This window comes from Clostridium sp. CS1-1 (assembly GCF_056135525.1).
This window is the reverse complement of sequence record NZ_CM148680.1, coordinates 4,355,826-4,372,946: the sequence shown is the minus strand read 5'-3', so window position 1 is coordinate 4,372,946 and position 17,121 is coordinate 4,355,826. Positions and strand designations below refer to the sequence as shown.

Below are 17,121 nucleotides of genomic sequence, written 5' to 3'. Positions count from 1 at the left end.
CCTAATACTATGATATGGATAAGTTTTATTAGTGTTCATAAGTTATACAAAGTTTTAGAGTTTAGCTTGCAAAATATTAAAGGTTTAGGGTTTGTTTTAAAATTATTTAACATTATAGCTTGATATTAAATTTATTAAAAAAGTAGTTTTCATCGAATTTTCGTCTACTAAAATAGTCTTTGCGTTGTCTCAATAAATCTTCATTTAGCATTACTCGTGCTAAGGCTTCAGGAAATCCTGGGGTATCTTTTACCATATTAAAAGCTTTAATTAGATTTTCAAGGCCAAAGTGGGAAAAGGCCATACATAAGAAATTATGCATGAAATCTATGTGGGTTACACCATAGTTGTTGGTCAGTTTAAATAAGTGAATTATCTCAACAGAGGAATCAACAACAATTTTATATCCAAATAGCCATAACTTTAGGGAAATTTCTTCATCTTCTTTCCCCCAAACTTCAAAATGCCTTTCAAAGCCACCAATAGTATCAAAAGCAGTTTTTCGTAATCCGAAGGCACCACCAGGAGCTAGGGCAACTTCTTCACCGTCATATTTAGGTTTATCTAGCCAAGTAACTTGAAGCTTTTCACGCCAAGTTTCCGCATAGCCTATTCCACCACCTACGTTGTCTTTAATTGCAGGAACTACAACATCTGCGTTGTTTTCTTCAAGAGTTTTTATAAGCTTATCAAGCCAATGATCAGGAACAGTTACATGGGCATCACAGAAAAAAACATATTTACCGAGGGCGTTATCTCCACCTAGATTTCGTGCTGCCGATGGACCTAAATTTTTTGATGTGAAAAGTCTTAAGTTTGGGTAAGAATTTCTATTAAGCGTTATAAAGTCACAACTTCCATCTGTTGATCCATCATCAACTACAATAATCTCAAAAGAAATCTCATTTTTTGAATGTATTAGAGACTCCACTGTACTTTTTAAGTTACTTGACTCATCCCTGCAGGGGATTACTATGGAAACATCATAAGTATAGTTATCTTCAGTGCTATTTGAGGGTATATTTACTTTATTTAAAACACTAGTTGTATCAAATTCATTGTCATAAAATATTTCTGAACTCATAAAAATAAACTCCTCCAGTTATATTTTTTAAAATCTCAATGTAGAAGATATATTATTTGGGTGTATATTAGTAAATAGAATGTGAGTTTTATTTTCATAATTGATTGTGCATCTCGTTAAATAGAGAGAATCAAAATTTAATATTAAATTTATTAAAGAACCAATCTTCATCATATTTTCTTTTGCTAAGATACTCTTTTCTTTGAATTGTTAAATTCTCATTGGTTAATGCTCTAGCAGCTGCTGTAGTAAAAAGTTTATTTTTGCTTAATGCAACAATAGCTTTAGAGAAGTTGGCGTCATTGAAGTGGGAATAGCAAAGGCACAAATAGTTATACATAATATCTGCATATGTGACTTTATAAGAATTGTTAACTTTGAAAAGATGGCTAACTTCCACTGTGGAATCTACGATAATTTTGTAACCAAATAGCCATAATTTTAATGAAAGTTCCTGATCCTCAACACCGTAAATTTGTAAATTAGTATCAAAGCCTTGTACGGATTCGAAAACATCTTTTCTTATTCCAAAGGTACATCCAGGGGCCAGAGGTATCTCCGAAACATTTTCTGATGGCTTATCAAGCCAAATAAAGTTAAGCTCATTGTTCCAAGTACCACCATAACCTTTATGCTCACTACCCATAGCCTTTATTGCAGGAACTATGGCATGAGCTTCCTTTTCATTTAGAGTTCTTACAAGGGTGTCAAGCCAGTTATCCTGAACTTCAATATGAGCATCACAAAAAAATAAATATTGTCCTTTTGCATTCATGGCACCTAAGTTTTTACAATTTGCGACACCTATAGTATCTGAATATATAATAGTTACATTTTTGTAAAGCTCTTTATTTTGTTTTAAAAAATCACAACTTCCATCATTTGAGCCATTATCTATTACAATTATTTCAAATGTAAGTTCATTTTTTGAATCAATCATAGATTGTATTGTTTTTTCTAAGTTATTAACTTCATTTCTTAAAACGATTATTATCGAAACGTCAGGAGAAGGGGAATCTTCTTTAGATGAACTATTTGTATCTTCTAACTTATGGTCCTTACTAATCTCACGTGAGGTTGAGTTTTTTTTATAGTTTAGAGAAAAGAGTTTTGAGAACATTAGGCTATTTACCTCCTATCATAATAAGCTTGTATTGTGAATTTAAAGAGCAACTTATTAAAAGTCTGAAGCCTTAAGCCTCAGACTTCCAAATATCATATTAAGCATAAATAATAATTATCTTTCTAGGTAATTAGATACAATTCTTACATTAAAAGTACGAGGAGCAGGACAAGAATCATTTTCATCAAATACAAAACAGAACCTTCCAGCAATTAGACTTGGTATACAGTTAGGCCCATCACCAGTAAATAATTTACAAACCTTTAAAGATAGAAGTCTATTTTGGGTATCATAAACTAATACTCCTACGGCAACATTTTTATTTGGGCAAACATTTTTTAAAATAACAGTAACATCTAAAAGTCTTCCAACACAAGTTATTCTTGTTTCAAGGGTTTCCTTAGCTTCAAGTTGGCATTTAGCAAAGTTAACTTGTTTTTCTGTTGAGAAACAACATGGGCACGGTGTTGGTGTTGGAGCTATAGTAGTTGGGGTAGCAGTAGTAGGAGCAGCTGTTGTCGGAGCCGCAGTAGTTGGATCAGCGGTAGGAACAACTTCTAAAATATCTCCATCAGCAGCGAATTCCTCGTATAAAGGTGAGTTAACGTTTATTACTTTTTTGCTTTCGTCCACCATCTTCACTATCCTTCAATAATATATTTTTAGGCTTTTGTCTTGCCTAATAATATATTATTAAAGTGAGCTATTTTTGGTTCATACTTTTGAGCGAAATTAGAATGAATGTTACTTTTACTTTATATAAGTGCTGACATAAGATAGATTAGTTTTTAGAGATATTATTTAAATTTTTTTAGTATCTTTGCTATTATTAATGCAACTAATAGATTAGGAATATTAAAAGTTTCATTGCAAATGAGTTTATTGTGTTTGTGATGCTTATTATTTTTATGATGTTTACTACGATTGTGACCTTTGTGAAGTTTATTATCTTGATCAGTATTGTTGTTATCATAATATTTTAAGAAGGAATCTAAGAAAGTACTTAACAGTGGCAGAATTAGAGTAGTATCTAAAGCACTGACGTCTTCCTTACAGTCTGAAATGCCATTACACAGATTTAATCCTGTTAATATGTTATTTGATACATCCCTATCCTCTTTTAGTTTTTTGTTATCTTGAATATCATTAAAATCATTTGAGAGCATAGGTTCATTCATTAAGTTATCCCTAACAAAAGGTTTCTTAGTATTATAGTTAGTAGAGTTTTTGTTAACCAAGTTATCTTTAGAGTGATTGTTAACGGTATTTTCAACCAATCTATTATCATATTTTTGTGGAGGTTTAGCCGAGTTATCATCAGTTATGGCATCAGGAGGATCTAAGACTATTTCATAAATGCAGTCATCTGGAATTATTATTGTATTGTTATCTATATTATTATATTCACTAGAGGTTTTACTATCGTTACAGTCTTGTGTGGAATCAGATTCATCCACTGGCCTTGGCATGTAGTGAGGCCTAAGTTCAGGTTCAGGATGAGATTTTGGTTTAGGATGAGGTTTATGTTCAAGTTTAGGTGGAGCAGTAGGTAAATTACAATCACAGAAATTTTCATCATAGATACAACAAGCTGGAGATATAAGCAAGGAATTAAGGATACTACAATTAGAAATATTTGGGTTAATTTCAGCATTTATAGATATTGATTTATCTAACTCACAGGAAGAAAATGAAACAATATAATCATTAGATTCTGGAAGATAACAGCACATATTTACATCTAAATTTAATTCCTTCCGCTCTTCGCAAGAGTTAAACCTAATTTGGTATTCATTACATCCGCTTTTCTTTTTATTAACTTCTATCTTATTTTTCATGGACAAATCTCCCTTAAAAATCGCTTAAAACAAAAGAACTCATAATTATAATATATGATGATATACTATATTAAGTTACTGGATGGTATAATTTTCGGAGATTTGTAAAAATTATACCTTTAATTATAATGAAAATATTAGAAGGAGATTTTCGAATAATTATGAGTTACATAGATATAAAAACAACTGACTAAAGATTTAGTCAGTTGTTAAACTAGTCAATATTAGACTACTTGTATTTTAATCCATCCCAATTATGATAACACCTTCTGTGGACATATATAACCTGGTCTGGTCTCATTTCAATATTTCTCCATTCACCGTATATATAAAGATCTTGCCTTGAAACTTTATTTCTACAACATAGGATGGAATATATGCTTTGGTCGAATCTGTGATTCGAATGATTGCCAAAAATAGCATCCTTTATTTTAGAAAACTTAAGAGCTTCATCTATATAGGAAGTTTGGTATTTTCCGTTAACTTTGTAGCCTTGTATTCCTGAACATATTTGGAAATAACATCTTTCTTCATCAGTTGCATTCATTATTTGAAAGCATTTTTCATGGGTATAGGTGTAATTTCTGTGATAATCACCTACAACTAAAATATCATCCTTTTCAATAATTTCATACATACACTTAATATTTTTAACTGTTGTTATTCCAGAGTCAAGATATAAAACTAAATCTCCATAGTTTCCAGCGTCTTTAATAACATAAGCTTTCCAAGCATATTGATTTGGAGTTAAAAATTCAGGGAAAAAAGATTCATCTAAATTAAAATCTATAAGTTGCACTTTTTGCAAACTATTTAAGTGTCCTTTTTCTTCGTTGGTAAGTCCTAAGTTGTACACAAGTATTTTATCAACATCATCGAAACTTAATCGGTGAATACTTGCTATTAGAGTTAAACAAGCATCAAAATATAGAGAATTACAGGCAGTTGCTAAAACATTCATTGTTATAGTTCACCTCTAATTATTTTATAAATAATATTTAGTGGATTCATTTCATTCATTAACTTTTCTTTTTCCTTCTTTATAAAAGGAAATCTTTTATCATACTCATTAGTTTCAATACTCCATTTTATAATATCAAGGGCTTCGTAAGGGTCTTTTAAATTAACTTTTATATAGGCTCTTGGATCAATAAATTCTTCAATGTTTGGGCAACCATCATAAAAGCATAAGCACTCACAAAGTATAGGATCTATTATTTTTTCTGTAAAATAATTTTTTTCATAAACATTTTCTGCATTAAAATGATATTTATATGAAATTAACCCATCTTCTTTGCAAGGTAAATATCCTTTAAATGATTTTAAAAAATTTAAATCTCCTATGCCAAAGTGATCATAGAATGGAAGAGTATCTAAGTATTTAAGAAAATTAAATCTATCTATGTGTCCTTCTAAATTATATATACTAGATACTATTCCGGACATCACCTTGGTTTTTGAAAAATTATCGTTTAGAAGTTGCTGGTAGTTCAGACCTATAAACCATTTGTCAACATTATGGTTATGCTCAGTATCATAAACCCTAAAAAAGGCCTTGGAGTCTGGTTTATAAAAATCACCCCAGCATATTCTAGTGGACTCAGGTTCACATTGAAATACTATTGTTTTAGACGGAGGAAAATCATTATGCTGAGGATAATTCATAATTATAAAAAAATCATAATCATCATCTAAGGTTATAAATAGATCCTTCCATATATAATTATTATTTATAGTACATCTATTAAAATGTTCTCTAATTTGGTAATCAGAGCACCAGTTTGCATGAAATTTAATTTTTATCATGAATAATAAAAACACCTCACTTAGCATTAAAACATAAATTTCTATCTAAGGTATCAGGTGGATTATATGAAATTTAAGTTTTAAAAGGTATGTGCATATTTTAATATATGAGAAGTAGTTATATTAAGTTCCAAAGTAATACGTTTATAACTATATTCGGCTCATAGCCAGCTACCAGTCCAATGATGGACAGCGTAAGCATTAGGGAATTTTTGGTTTTTCTTATGTTTTTCATTATATAGATAGGGATAAAATAACTCAGCGTCAAAAATCTTTATGTCATTTCTACCAATGAACTTTTCAGTAGCATAGATTTGACCCAACCTGTAATTTATAGTATTGTGCCTTTTAATCTTAAGTGCTTCAGGAACACCGTCAATCAGAGATTTTAAAACAGAACTTCTAGGAACGGAGCCCATAATTGCTGTAGAAACTATATCAGGGCTTTCATATGAAGCAAAAATCCTGATATTATCAAGCAAAGGTTCAATATTCTTTAAACATTCAAAATCACAATCTATATAGACGCCACCAAAATTATACAGGATCTCAAGTTTAGCAATATCTGCTTTTAATACAGGAGAAAGTTCGTAGTCATATGATTTTTGATTCTTTAGTTTTATCATATTTCCATCAGTCCATAATTTTATCCCCCAGCTTGGGTGCTTATGACACCAGTTTCTTCCGGAGTTTATGAATTCTACAGGCATAGGAGTATCTCCGAGCCATATACGGTGAAATGTTTTAGGTATTAGTTGATGAGACATATTTTAGCCTCCGATAAAGTTGATAATCTTTATTATATGCAGAATGTAGTTTGGGAGTGAAATAAATCTCATTGCCCCCATTTTATTGCAGTAAATTACTAAATAAATTATAATGAAAACGTAGATCTAAAATAAATTTATATGTAAATATTTAGCGTAAGTTACTATTTAAGAACTACATAATATTTGGTATTACTAACTCTAGACGTGAAGCCTTGGAGCTGGTAATCAGTAGAATGGGGAGGTATTTATCAATGGATTACAAAGAGGTATTAAAAAATGCTCGTCAAAATTTAAATGGAAGCTGTAGGGTTTGTCCAGTATGTAATGGAAAAGCTTGTGCAGGTGAAGTTCCAGGTATGGGTGGGAAAGGTACAGGAGATGCTTTTTTAGGCAACATAGAAGCACTAAATTCATATAAGTTAAACATGAGAGTAATACATGATGCTAAAGACCCAGATACTTCAATAGAACTATTTGGTAAGAAAATGGAGGTTCCAGTATTTGCAGCACCTGTTTCTGGTACAACTTTAAATATGGGTGGAAAGTTTACAGAAGAAGAATATATTTCTTGGGTCATTGGTGGTTCTCTAGATTCTGGAATCTATCCTATGGTAGGAGATACTGCTGTAGACTCATTCCTAATTACAAACCTAGAACAATTAAAGAAATTTAATGGAGAAGGAATTGCTTTTATAAAGCCTTGGGAAAATAGCAATGTTATAAAGAAAATAAAGCTTGCAGAAGAAGCTGGTGCTTTTGCTGTTGGTATGGATATAGATGCAGCAGGACTTATAACTCTTGCACTTCATGGCAAACCAGTTGGACCTAAGACAGTAGAAGATATAAAGGAAATTGTAGAAAGCACAAAGTTACCATTTATACTAAAAGGCATAATGACTGCTGATGAAGCTGAATTAGCAGTACAAGCAGGTGTTGATGCTATAGTTGTTTCAAATCATGGAGGAAGGGTACTAGATCAAACTCCAGGAGTAGCAGATGTTCTTCCTGAAATTGCACAAGCTGTTAAGGGAAAAGTTACTATATTAGCAGATGGTGGAGTTAGAAATGGAGTAGATGTACTTAAAATGTTAGCATTAGGTGCTGACGCAGTACTAATCGGAAGACCTTTTGTAACTGCTTCCTTTGGTGGACAAAGAGAAGGTGTCAAAGTATATATGGAAAACTTAAAGAGTGAATTAAAATCAGCAATGGTGCTTACTGGATGTAAAACAGTAAAGGATATTACAGACAGAATTATATACTAAAATTTTAACACTAAAAAAGTGCGTCTTAATCTTAACACAGAATGTTACAATATTAGATTTAAAGTGTATTGAAACTATAATTCAAACTGAACTTAGATTAAGTCGCAGTTTCCCCATGACTTGATACTTATAACATAGTTGTTGCTGCATTTGCTAAGATGGTGTGCAAATGATATAATTATATTGAATTAAAACGGTTACAATATAAAAGGGGGAGATGTTTTATGATAAAAAAGCTTGATGAATTATTGAACCTAGCAGGAGAAAAAGAAAGAAAGACTTTATCGGTAGCAGTCGCTCAGGATAAGGAAGTTTTAACTGCAGTTACTGAAGCTGTTAGGTTAGGGATAGTTAATGCAATTTTAGTTGGAGATGAAGCTGAAATAAAGAAAATTGCAGAAGAAGATAACCTACATATGGACAATATTAAAATAGTTGATGAGAAGAATATTATAAAAGCTGCAGCAAAAGCTGTAGAGTTTGTATCAAATGGACAGGCTCATTTTATTATGAAAGGAATGCTAGGAACTGCAGATTTATTAAGAGCTGTATTAAATAAAGAAGCTGGGCTTAGAGGAAATGGTTTGTTATCCCATGTTATGGTATATGATGTACCTGCTTACCATAAGCTTATATTGCTAACTGATGGCGGAATGGTTCCATATCCTACTCTTGAGGAGAAAGTTGGAATAGTAAACAATGCAGTTAAAGTAGCTCACAAGCTAGAAATAGGAACACCTAAGGTTGCACCAATCTGTGCAGTTGAGGTAGTGAATCCTTCAATGCAGGCCACAATAGATGCATCAGTTCTCAGTCAAATGAACAAGAGGGGACAAATAAAGGGATGTATAATAGATGGACCACTTGGATTAGATAACGCTGTATCAAAATTGGCAGCAGAGCATAAAGGAATTGTTAGTGACGTAGCTGGAGACACAGACATACTCCTAGTTCCAAATATAGAGTCAGGAAACTTCCTTGGAAAATCTATGACTTATTTTGCAAACGCAGAGAGTGCAGGAGTTATTATGGGAGCTAAGTGCCCTGTAGTTCTTGTTTCAAGAGCAGATACTGCTCAATCAAAACTCTACTCAATTGCACTTGGATCAGTGATTTCTTAATTATAAGTTAAAAGATGGTATTTTAGAGAATCTAAAATACCATCCAAAACAAACTTTTACTTTACAACTTTAATATTTTCAACCTCTGGATCCTCTGTTCCCTGAACATATAATCCAGTTTCTTTAAGCTTTTGAACATAATCTACTATTTCTTGAGTAATTTCCTCACCAGGACATAGTACTGGTATTCCAGGAGGATATGCCATTAAGAACTCACCACTTACTTGACCAATACTATCCTTTAATGCTACACGAGTTTTAGCACTGTTAAAGGCTTCTCTAGGTAATTTAAGCAGCTTTGGAATAGCAGGCATATCGATAAAGTCAGATTTTTGGTTTCCTTTTCCATAATACTCTTCGCTTATTTCTCTTAAAGCATTTAATAATGCATCTATACTTTCCGGTGTATCTCCAAAAGATCCAACAGCTAAAACATTATACAAATCTGAAAGTTCCATTTGTATATGATATTTATTAGACAATATCATATCTAAATCATAACCTGTTATGCCTAGTTCCCTACATGTTATTGTGATTTTAGTAGGATCAAGTGCATAAACACCTTCATTTCCAAGGATTTCTTCACCAAAGCAATAGAAACCAGGAATTTTGTTTATTTCATTTCTAGCATAAGTTGCTAGTTCAATAGTCTTCTCTAAAAGCTCTTTACCGTTAAGAGCAATTTGTCTTCTAGCACAATCTAAAGAAGCCATTAATATATATGAAGGCGAAGTTGTTTGTAATAATGATAAGATCTGTTGAACTCTATTTACATCAACTCTTTCAGAACGAACTTGTAATAGAGAACATTGAGTTAAGGCACCAATTATTTTATGAGTGCTTTGAGCGCAAATATCAGCTCCGCATTTCATTGCTGATACTGGCAATTTATCATTGAAACCAAGGTGTGGCCCATGAGCCTCATCTACAATTAAAGGAATATCATAGCTGTGAACTATATCTGCTATCTTCTTTAAATCTGTAGCCACTCCATAGTAAGTCGGATTTATCACCAAAACAGCTTTGGCATCCGGATTTTCCTTCAGAGTTTTCTCTACAGTTTCAGGAGTAACTCCATGAGCTATACCTACATTTTTATCAAGTGCAGGCTGCATATAAACTGGTACTGCACCACTTAAGATTATTCCAGCAGTAACAGACTTGTGCACATTTCTTGGAATTATTATTTTTTCTCCAGCAGATACCACGGACATAATCATGGTCTGTATTGCCCCCGAAGTACCGTGAATCGAGAAGAAAGCAGCATCTGAACCATATGCATCAGCAGCTAACTTCTGAGCTTTTCTTATTGGACCAGTAGGATGATGAAGACTATCTACTAATTTAAAAACAGTAACATCAATTTTAAATGGATTTTGCCCAATAAAGTTTTTAAATTCCTCATCTATGCCGATTCCTTTTTTGTGACCAGGAACATGGAAAGGAATTGTTTCTCTATTTACATACTCCATTAATGCATCAAATAAAGGAGTTTCATTTTGATCTAACTTATACACCTTGATAGAGCACCTTCTTTCATAAAAATATACCCTTTAAACACTGATGGTTAAAGGGTTGGCCTACGTTTTCTCTTAAACCAATATAATTATATGTTAAATGTATTGTAAATGCAACAATATGAATTAATTTTATAAAATAAATATTTTAATTAAAACTAGGTGAATAATATAGCAAACATTGTAAATAATTAATAATGTGATAAAACATAAGATATGGAGGAGTTAGTGTGGAAAATATTGTATTACATAAGAGAGAAAAGAAAAAAGTACATGACGCTAAAAAAGGAAGAAGGTCAGGTAAGATACCTGGAGTTATGTACGGTAAAAATATAAATAATATGTTGTTTGAAATCAGTGAATTGGAACTAAATAAAGAAATTGCTAGAAGTGGTGAGCATGGAGTACTAAATGTTAATTTGGATGGACAAAACCATAAGACTTTAATTAAAGAAATTCAAAGAGATCCAGTACATAATAAAATAGTTCATTTAGATTTAGAAGAGTTATCTGCAAATCAAAAAGTTAATGCGGAAATACCAATTTTATTTAGTGGTGAGGATTTAATAATGAAAAAAGGGGGAGCTGTTCAGAAAGAAAAAAGTAATGTAAAAGTAATATGCAACAGCGATAGTATCCCTAAGTACGTTAATGTTAACTTAGCATCATTGGAAATAGGTGATTCATATAGATTAAGTGATGTAGAGATGGCACAAGATATAACTTTTGTTGAAGATTTAGATACAATAATTGCAGCTATTACTATGAACAAGAGACCATCAGAAATGGATACTGAAGAACATAAGTTACCTTAGCTGTTGCAACTATAATATAATAAGAAATTAAATTATTAGGGTTTCTTCATATTAATGAAGCCCAAGATTAGTTCATATACAATTTAATAAGTAACAGATAGAATTTAAAAAGTCAGAGGAATAATTTCATTATTATTTCTCTGACTTTTTAAGTTTTAAATATTAATTTAAAATATCTTGAATATAAATGTAACACAGGATAATTATTACATATATTAAGATGATAGTAAAACCAAGGTTGATTTAGTTTATTTTATTAGATTACAGTTTAAATATAAAAGAAAAGATAGTATAGCTTATTGAAAGTACTTTAAACATCGATTGTTGAAGTACTTTATAAAGGGGAGATTTATATGGATATAGAAGAATTAAAAAAAGAATTTTTATCTCTTTATGGAGAAGGTGAAATTATATCTTTTTATTCGCCAGGAAGAATTAATCTTATTGGAGAACATATTGATTACAATGGAGGATGTGTGTTTCCTTGTGCTATAGAGCTAGGAACATATGCATGTGTTAGAAAGAGACATGACAGAATACTCAACCTAGCCTCAAAAAACTTTGATTTAAAGGTAACTGTGAATTTAGATAATGTAATTTATAAAGAAGAGGATGATTGGGCTAATTATCCTAAAGGTGTTGTAAGTGTAATGCAGAAGCATGGGTACAATGTCGAAGGGATGGATGTTATTGTAGGTGGAAATATACCTAATGGATCTGGATTATCTTCTTCAGCTTCGTTAGAAGTTTTAATAGCTGTGATACTAAATAATTTATTTAATGAAGGTGTGATAGATAGAGTAGACTTAGTGAAAATGGGCCAAGAAGCAGAAAATAACTTCGTTGGAGTAAACTGCGGTATAATGGATCAATTTGCAGTTGGTATGGGAAAAAAGAATAAGGCTATTCTTTTGGATTGTAATAATATATTATATAGATATGTAGATGTTAATTTTAGAGAGTATGCCTTAGTTATAATGAATACCAATAAAAGAAGAGCTTTAAATGAATCTAAATATAATGAAAGAAGAAATGAGTGTGAAGAAGCTCTAACTATAATAAAAGAAGAAAAAGATATAAATGCTTTATGTGAACTTACTATTGAAGAATTCGATTCCTTAGAAGGTTTAATAGAGAAGGAAAATGTTAGAAACAGAGCTAAACATGTTGTTTATGAAAATGAAAGAGTTAAGGCAGCATTTAATCACCTTGAAAAAGGAGAGATTGAGCAATTTGCTGGTCTGTTAATACAGTCTCATAATTCTTTAAGAGATTTATATCAAGTGACAGGGGTTGAATTGGATACTATAGTAGAAGAAGCACTAAGGGTAGATGGGTGTATCGGAGCTAGAATGACAGGAGCAGGTTTTGCTGGATGTGCAATAGCTTTAGTAAGGAAGTCTAATGTGAACGCACTTATGAGTAAGGTATCAGAAAATTACATAAAGAAGATTGGATATGCACCTAGCTTTTACCTAACTGATATTGGGGAAGGCACAGGGCAATTAAATTAAGATGAATTAAGTCAAGAAGAAATTAGGAGGTTTATAACATGGCGGTTTTAGTTTGTGGGGGAGCAGGATATATAGGAAGCCATATGGTTGCAGAGCTTATTGAAAAAGGTGAGGAAGTTATAGTTTTAGATAACTTTCAAAAAGGTCATAGGGGAGCGGTTTTAGGTGGAAAATTATATGATGGTGATTTAAGAGATAGAAGTATATTGGATAAGATATTTACTGAAAATAAAATTGATTCAGTTATAGATTTTGCAGCAGATTCTTTAGTGGGAGAAAGTACAACTCAGCCATTAAAGTATTTTGAAAATAACGTAGGATCCACCATAAGTTTACTAAAAGCTATGCAGGAGCATAATGTGAAATATATAGTATTTTCATCAACTGCGGCTACTTACGGTGAACCAGAAAACATACCAATACTCGAAGAGGATAAAACTATACCTGTTAACCCGTATGGAGAATCAAAACTTATGGTTGAAAAGATGTTAAGATGGTGTGATGAAGCTTACGGAATAAAATATACTGTTTTAAGATATTTTAATGCTGCAGGTGCTCACGTAAGTGGAAAAATTGGTGAAGATCATAGTCCTGAAACACATTTAATTCCACTAATATTACAAGTTGCTTTAGGAAAAAGAGATAAAATTATGATATTTGGAGATGACTATAATACAGAGGATGGAACATGTATAAGAGATTATATACATGTAACTGATTTAGCCAATGCGCATCTACTAGCTTTAGATAGATTAAAAAGTGGTGGAGAAAGTAGAATTTATAACTTAGGGAATGGAAGAGGCTTTTCTGTAAAAGAGGTGATTGAAACTTCTAGAAGAGTAACCAAAGAAGATATAAAAGCAGAAGTAGCACCAAGAAGAGCAGGAGACCCAGCTGTTCTTATAGCCTCATCAGATAAAGCTACAAACGAATTAGCTTGGAAGCCAAGGTATAATTCCCTTGAAACTATTATAGAAACAGCTTGGAATTGGCACAAAAGTAATCCAAATGGGTATTAAGATTAAGGTAAAGTGAGGTGGGCACCTCACTTCTTAGTTTATATAATGTGTTACAATTTAGTGAAAATATTAGTGTTTTATTTTATAATCTATAGTATAATAATTGGTGACAATTATTACATAATTTGGGAGGTAGGAAATATTGTATAGAGAAGAGTACGAGTTATGGATAAATTCAGAGTTCCTAGATAATGCGGCGAAAGAGGAATTAAGAAATATAGTAGATGAGAAAGAAATAGAAGATAGATTTTATAAGGACCTAGAGTTTGGAACTGGTGGACTTAGAGGGGTCATAGGAGTCGGAACAAATAGAATGAATATACATACTGTTGGAAAAGCAACTCAGGGATTATCAGAATATTTATTACACAAATATGATGGAAATGCTTCAGTAGCTATTGCTTACGATTCTAGAATAATGTCAAAGGAATTTGCAGAGGCTGCTGCTTGTAATCTATGTGCAAATAACATAAAGGTATATTTGTTCGAGGACTTGAGACCTACACCTATGCTTTCTTATACTGTCAGACATTTAAAGTGTAAGGCCGGTATAGTGATCACGGCATCACATAATCCAAAGCAGTATAATGGATATAAAGTATATGGGGAAGATGGTGGACAGGTTACAGATGCTTCCGCAAAAGAAATTTTATCGCATATACAAGACATAGATTACTCTGAGATTAAGACAATGGGTATGGAAGATGCAAGAGAAAAGTTACTACTTAATATAATAGGCGAAGAAATAGATAGGGCTTACATTGAAAAGGTTAAAGGTTTAACTATAAGAGAAGAACTTGTTAATAAGCATGCACAAGATTTAAAGATAATTTACACTCCTATACATGGAACAGGAAATATTCCTATTAGAAGAGTTCTCGAAGAATTAGGATATACTAACTTAAGTATTGTTAAGGAACAAGAGAAGCCAGACGGAACTTTTCCTACGGCAGCCTATCCAAATCCAGAAGAACCTAAGGTGTTTAGTATTGCGTTAGATATGGCAAAAAATATTCAGCCAGATATAATATTTGGAACAGATCCGGATTGTGATAGAATAGGTGTTGTAGTAAAAGATAGTACAGGAGAATATAAGGTTCTCACTGGTAACCAAACAGGGGCTCTTTTAACTCATTACATGTTATCATCATCAAAAGAATTAAATAAATTAGATCAAAATGGTGTTGTAATAAAAACTATAGTTACTACTGAATTGGCAGCAGCTATAGCTAAGGATTATGGAATAGAGCTTATAGATGTTTTAACTGGCTTTAAATATATAGGTGAGAAGATAAAAGAATTTGAAGAAAGTAGAGATAGAACATATTTATTTGGGTTTGAGGAAAGCTACGGATATCTTGCAGGCGATTTTGTAAGAGATAAGGATGCAGTTAGTTCTGCTATGTTAATATGTGAGATGACTCTTTATTATAAAAGTAAGGGTATGAGTTTATATGAGGCTTTAATGAACCTTTACAATAAATATGGATTCTACAAGGAAAAACTATTATCAATAGAATTAGCAGGAAAAGAGGGTCAAGAGAAGATACAACAATCCCTTGAATATTTAAGACACTCCATGAGCTTCACTATAGGAAATAGTAAGATAGTTAAAAAAGCAGACTATAAATTAGGGATTGAAAAAGATTTGGTGAATATAAAGGAAAATAAAATTGATTTACCTAAATCTAATGTTCTTAAATTTATATTAGAGGATAACTCTTGGTTTGTAGTAAGACCTTCTGGAACTGAGCCTAAAATGAAGATTTACTTATCTGTGACTGGAAATAGTTTAGAGAATGCAGATGAAAAGATGAATGCTTTTGAACAAGAGGTTAAAGGAATTATAGATAGAGCTTGCAACTGTTAAGTTATAGAACAGGGAACCTGATTAGTAAAATTGGAGGATTCCCTGTTTTTCATACGTCTTTAAAAAATTTGATTCTGTACACGGTTTGTAGTAAAATTCATAGTATTGGAAAAATGAAAATATAGATTGGGTGGTAAGCTTATGGATATAAAGTCACGTTTTGCGGATAAGTTAACAAAGTTATTATTTTTAGAGGTGAAAAAAGAAAAGATTAAGAATGTATTTAATACAGAGGTTTCAGAAGATATTTATTTACCAGTAAAGTCTTCTAATATAGTAGAAAATGTTAAGTCACAAAAGGATATGGAACAAATTCCTTTAAGCTTTTTTATTGAAGGTATGGCTTATGTGTTAGGGGCAGATGAAAGCTTTAGATTTAATACCCAGTATAAAAAAATGCTTTCTAATATTGAAAGTAGTGTAACCTTTGTTAAAAGTAGAGTAGCACAGACTGTAAAAGAAAAAAATTATGAAGACGCATATATCTTACTAAAAGGACTGCTAAGTTTAGATGATAGTATAGAAGTATATGATAAAGCTATAGTTATAGCTGATGAGCTGAGGGCGAGCGATAAAGCCTATAAATCAGAAGAGTTAGAAGTTATAGAGAGAGCTAAAAGTAAGGAAAATTACCCAACGCCTTATTTCTATGAGGCTACTATAAGGAAAGAAGAAGGAGACTATGACAAAGCTCTGTTTTGTATAAATAACTATATTTCTAAGGGTGGAAAAGAAACCTTGGAGGTTACTGAGCTAAAGGAGTCGTTAAAATCAATACTAAGTTATGAAAAAGGTAAGGAGCTGCTTTTTGAAGCTCCTAAGGAAGCCTTAAAGTTATTTTTATCGTTACTTGATGAATTTGGAGATAACGCAAGTCTATATTATTATATAGCAGTAGGTTACAGAATATTGGAGAATTATGAAAAAGCTATATATTATTTAAATGAAGCATTAAATATTGATAGTGATTTAGTCGAGGTCGTAAATGAACTAGGGATAAATTATGCTTCACTTGGAGATTTTAAGAGTGCTATTGCATATTTAAGAAAAGCTTTTGAGGTTACTAAATCTGTTGAAATATGTACCAATCTTATTATGTGCTATTTAAATAGTGGGGATGCTGAAGGTGCTAAAAATCACTTGGATATTGCAAAAAAATTAGACCCAAATGATGAAATAGTAATTCAACTTGATAGTATAATAAATAACGTGTAAATACTTGAATTTAGTTTACATCTCAGATACTTTATAGGAGTTTAAAGTGGAATTTCAACTTGTTTGTTGAAATCACTGTTGATTTTACCGGGGTAAAGACAATATATAAGTTAAGTCCAAATCTTAGAATGATATATTGCGATGAAACTCTTTATGATTGTTTT

15 protein-coding genes are annotated in these 17,121 nt (G+C 31.8%); 7 read left to right on the top strand and 8 right to left on the bottom strand.

The window, feature by feature from the left end:
- Nucleotides 1–112 precede the first annotated feature (112 nt).
- From AC0N0V_RS20705 to AC0N0V_RS20675, 7 genes are all read right to left on the bottom strand, one after another.
- Nucleotides 113–1,084, bottom strand: coding sequence for a glycosyltransferase family 2 protein (locus AC0N0V_RS20705; protein ID WP_474460725.1), 972 nt, complete (start codon nucleotides 1,082–1,084; stop codon nucleotides 113–115).
- A gap of 130 nt (nucleotides 1,085–1,214) precedes the next feature.
- Entirely contained in the window at nucleotides 1,215–2,204 is a 990-nt protein-coding gene (locus tag AC0N0V_RS20700; RefSeq protein WP_474460723.1) for a glycosyltransferase family 2 protein, read from the bottom strand.
- Between the two features lie 117 nt (nucleotides 2,205–2,321).
- Nucleotides 2,322–2,843 (bottom strand): hypothetical protein, encoded by a 522-nt coding sequence (locus AC0N0V_RS20695; RefSeq protein ID WP_474460721.1) that lies wholly within the window; start codon nucleotides 2,841–2,843, stop codon nucleotides 2,322–2,324.
- A 161-nt stretch (nucleotides 2,844–3,004) separates the two neighbouring features.
- Nucleotides 3,005–4,045: a hypothetical protein gene (locus AC0N0V_RS20690; RefSeq protein WP_474460719.1), complete on the bottom strand. Its 1,041-nt coding sequence runs from the start codon at nucleotides 4,043–4,045 to the stop codon at nucleotides 3,005–3,007.
- A 229-nt stretch (nucleotides 4,046–4,274) separates the two neighbouring features.
- Complete coding sequence (locus tag AC0N0V_RS20685) at nucleotides 4,275–5,006, bottom strand: hypothetical protein (RefSeq protein WP_474460718.1); 732 nt, start codon at nucleotides 5,004–5,006, stop codon at nucleotides 4,275–4,277.
- Between the two features lie 2 nt (nucleotides 5,007–5,008).
- Entirely contained in the window at nucleotides 5,009–5,851 is an 843-nt protein-coding gene (locus tag AC0N0V_RS20680) for a hypothetical protein (protein ID WP_474460716.1), read from the bottom strand.
- A gap of 161 nt (nucleotides 5,852–6,012) precedes the next feature.
- The gene (locus AC0N0V_RS20675) at nucleotides 6,013–6,561 is read right to left on the bottom strand and encodes a glycosyltransferase family 32 protein (protein ID WP_474460714.1); all 549 of its coding nucleotides are present in this window, start codon (nucleotides 6,559–6,561) and stop codon (nucleotides 6,013–6,015) included.
- Nucleotides 6,562–6,872: 311 nt separating this feature from the next.
- Here AC0N0V_RS20675 and AC0N0V_RS20670 point away from each other — a divergent pair, with 311 nt between their 5' ends.
- Entirely contained in the window at nucleotides 6,873–7,886 is a 1,014-nt protein-coding gene (locus tag AC0N0V_RS20670) for an alpha-hydroxy-acid oxidizing protein (protein WP_474460713.1), read from the top strand.
- Between the two features lie 224 nt (nucleotides 7,887–8,110).
- Nucleotides 8,111–9,007, top strand: coding sequence for a phosphate butyryltransferase (locus AC0N0V_RS20665; protein WP_474460712.1), 897 nt, complete (start codon nucleotides 8,111–8,113; stop codon nucleotides 9,005–9,007).
- A gap of 56 nt (nucleotides 9,008–9,063) precedes the next feature.
- Here AC0N0V_RS20665 and AC0N0V_RS20660 read toward each other — a convergent pair whose 3' ends face one another.
- The gene (locus tag AC0N0V_RS20660) at nucleotides 9,064–10,524 is read right to left on the bottom strand and encodes an aminotransferase class I/II-fold pyridoxal phosphate-dependent enzyme (RefSeq protein ID WP_474460711.1); all 1,461 of its coding nucleotides are present in this window, start codon (nucleotides 10,522–10,524) and stop codon (nucleotides 9,064–9,066) included.
- 230 nt (nucleotides 10,525–10,754) lie between these two features.
- Between AC0N0V_RS20660 and AC0N0V_RS20655 the strand changes: the two genes are divergently transcribed.
- From AC0N0V_RS20655 to AC0N0V_RS20635, 5 genes are all read left to right on the top strand, one after another.
- Nucleotides 10,755–11,339 carry a 50S ribosomal protein L25 gene (locus tag AC0N0V_RS20655; protein WP_474460709.1) on the top strand — a complete coding sequence of 195 codons (585 nt, stop codon included), beginning with the start codon at nucleotides 10,755–10,757 and terminating at the stop codon, nucleotides 11,337–11,339.
- 353 nt (nucleotides 11,340–11,692) lie between these two features.
- A complete protein-coding gene (locus tag AC0N0V_RS20650; protein WP_474460708.1) occupies nucleotides 11,693–12,853 on the top strand; it encodes a galactokinase in 1,161 nt (386 codons plus the stop codon).
- Between the two features lie 38 nt (nucleotides 12,854–12,891).
- Complete coding sequence (gene galE / locus AC0N0V_RS20645; RefSeq protein ID WP_474460707.1) at nucleotides 12,892–13,872, top strand: UDP-glucose 4-epimerase GalE; 981 nt, start codon at nucleotides 12,892–12,894, stop codon at nucleotides 13,870–13,872.
- 139 nt (nucleotides 13,873–14,011) lie between these two features.
- A complete protein-coding gene (locus AC0N0V_RS20640; protein WP_474464600.1) occupies nucleotides 14,012–15,742 on the top strand; it encodes a phospho-sugar mutase in 1,731 nt (576 codons plus the stop codon).
- Nucleotides 15,743–15,883: 141 nt separating this feature from the next.
- Complete coding sequence (locus tag AC0N0V_RS20635; RefSeq protein ID WP_474460706.1) at nucleotides 15,884–16,957, top strand: tetratricopeptide repeat protein; 1,074 nt, start codon at nucleotides 15,884–15,886, stop codon at nucleotides 16,955–16,957.
- The last annotated feature ends 164 nt before the right edge of the window (nucleotides 16,958–17,121 follow it).

Excerpts from the sequence above, each read along its gene's own strand:
- AC0N0V_RS20705 (WP_474460725.1), bottom strand. The coding sequence starts at position 1,084 with ATGAGTTCAGAAATATTTTATGACAATGAATTTGATACAACTAGTGTT.
- AC0N0V_RS20700 (WP_474460723.1), bottom strand. The coding sequence starts at position 2,204 with ATGTTCTCAAAACTCTTTTCTCTAAACTATAAAAAAAACTCAACCTCA.
- AC0N0V_RS20695 (WP_474460721.1), bottom strand. The coding sequence starts at position 2,843 with ATGGTGGACGAAAGCAAAAAAGTAATAAACGTTAACTCACCTTTATAC.
- AC0N0V_RS20690 (WP_474460719.1), bottom strand. The coding sequence starts at position 4,045 with ATGAAAAATAAGATAGAAGTTAATAAAAAGAAAAGCGGATGTAATGAA.
- AC0N0V_RS20685 (WP_474460718.1), bottom strand. The coding sequence starts at position 5,006 with ATGAATGTTTTAGCAACTGCCTGTAATTCTCTATATTTTGATGCTTGT.
- AC0N0V_RS20680 (WP_474460716.1), bottom strand. The coding sequence starts at position 5,851 with ATGATAAAAATTAAATTTCATGCAAACTGGTGCTCTGATTACCAAATT.
- AC0N0V_RS20675 (WP_474460714.1), bottom strand. The coding sequence starts at position 6,561 with ATGCCTGTAGAATTCATAAACTCCGGAAGAAACTGGTGTCATAAGCAC.
- AC0N0V_RS20670 (WP_474460713.1), top strand. The coding sequence starts at position 6,873 with ATGGATTACAAAGAGGTATTAAAAAATGCTCGTCAAAATTTAAATGGA.
- AC0N0V_RS20665 (WP_474460712.1), top strand. The coding sequence starts at position 8,111 with ATGATAAAAAAGCTTGATGAATTATTGAACCTAGCAGGAGAAAAAGAA.
- AC0N0V_RS20650 (WP_474460708.1), top strand. The coding sequence starts at position 11,693 with ATGGATATAGAAGAATTAAAAAAAGAATTTTTATCTCTTTATGGAGAA.
- galE (WP_474460707.1), top strand. The coding sequence starts at position 12,892 with ATGGCGGTTTTAGTTTGTGGGGGAGCAGGATATATAGGAAGCCATATG.
- AC0N0V_RS20635 (WP_474460706.1), top strand. The coding sequence starts at position 15,884 with ATGGATATAAAGTCACGTTTTGCGGATAAGTTAACAAAGTTATTATTT.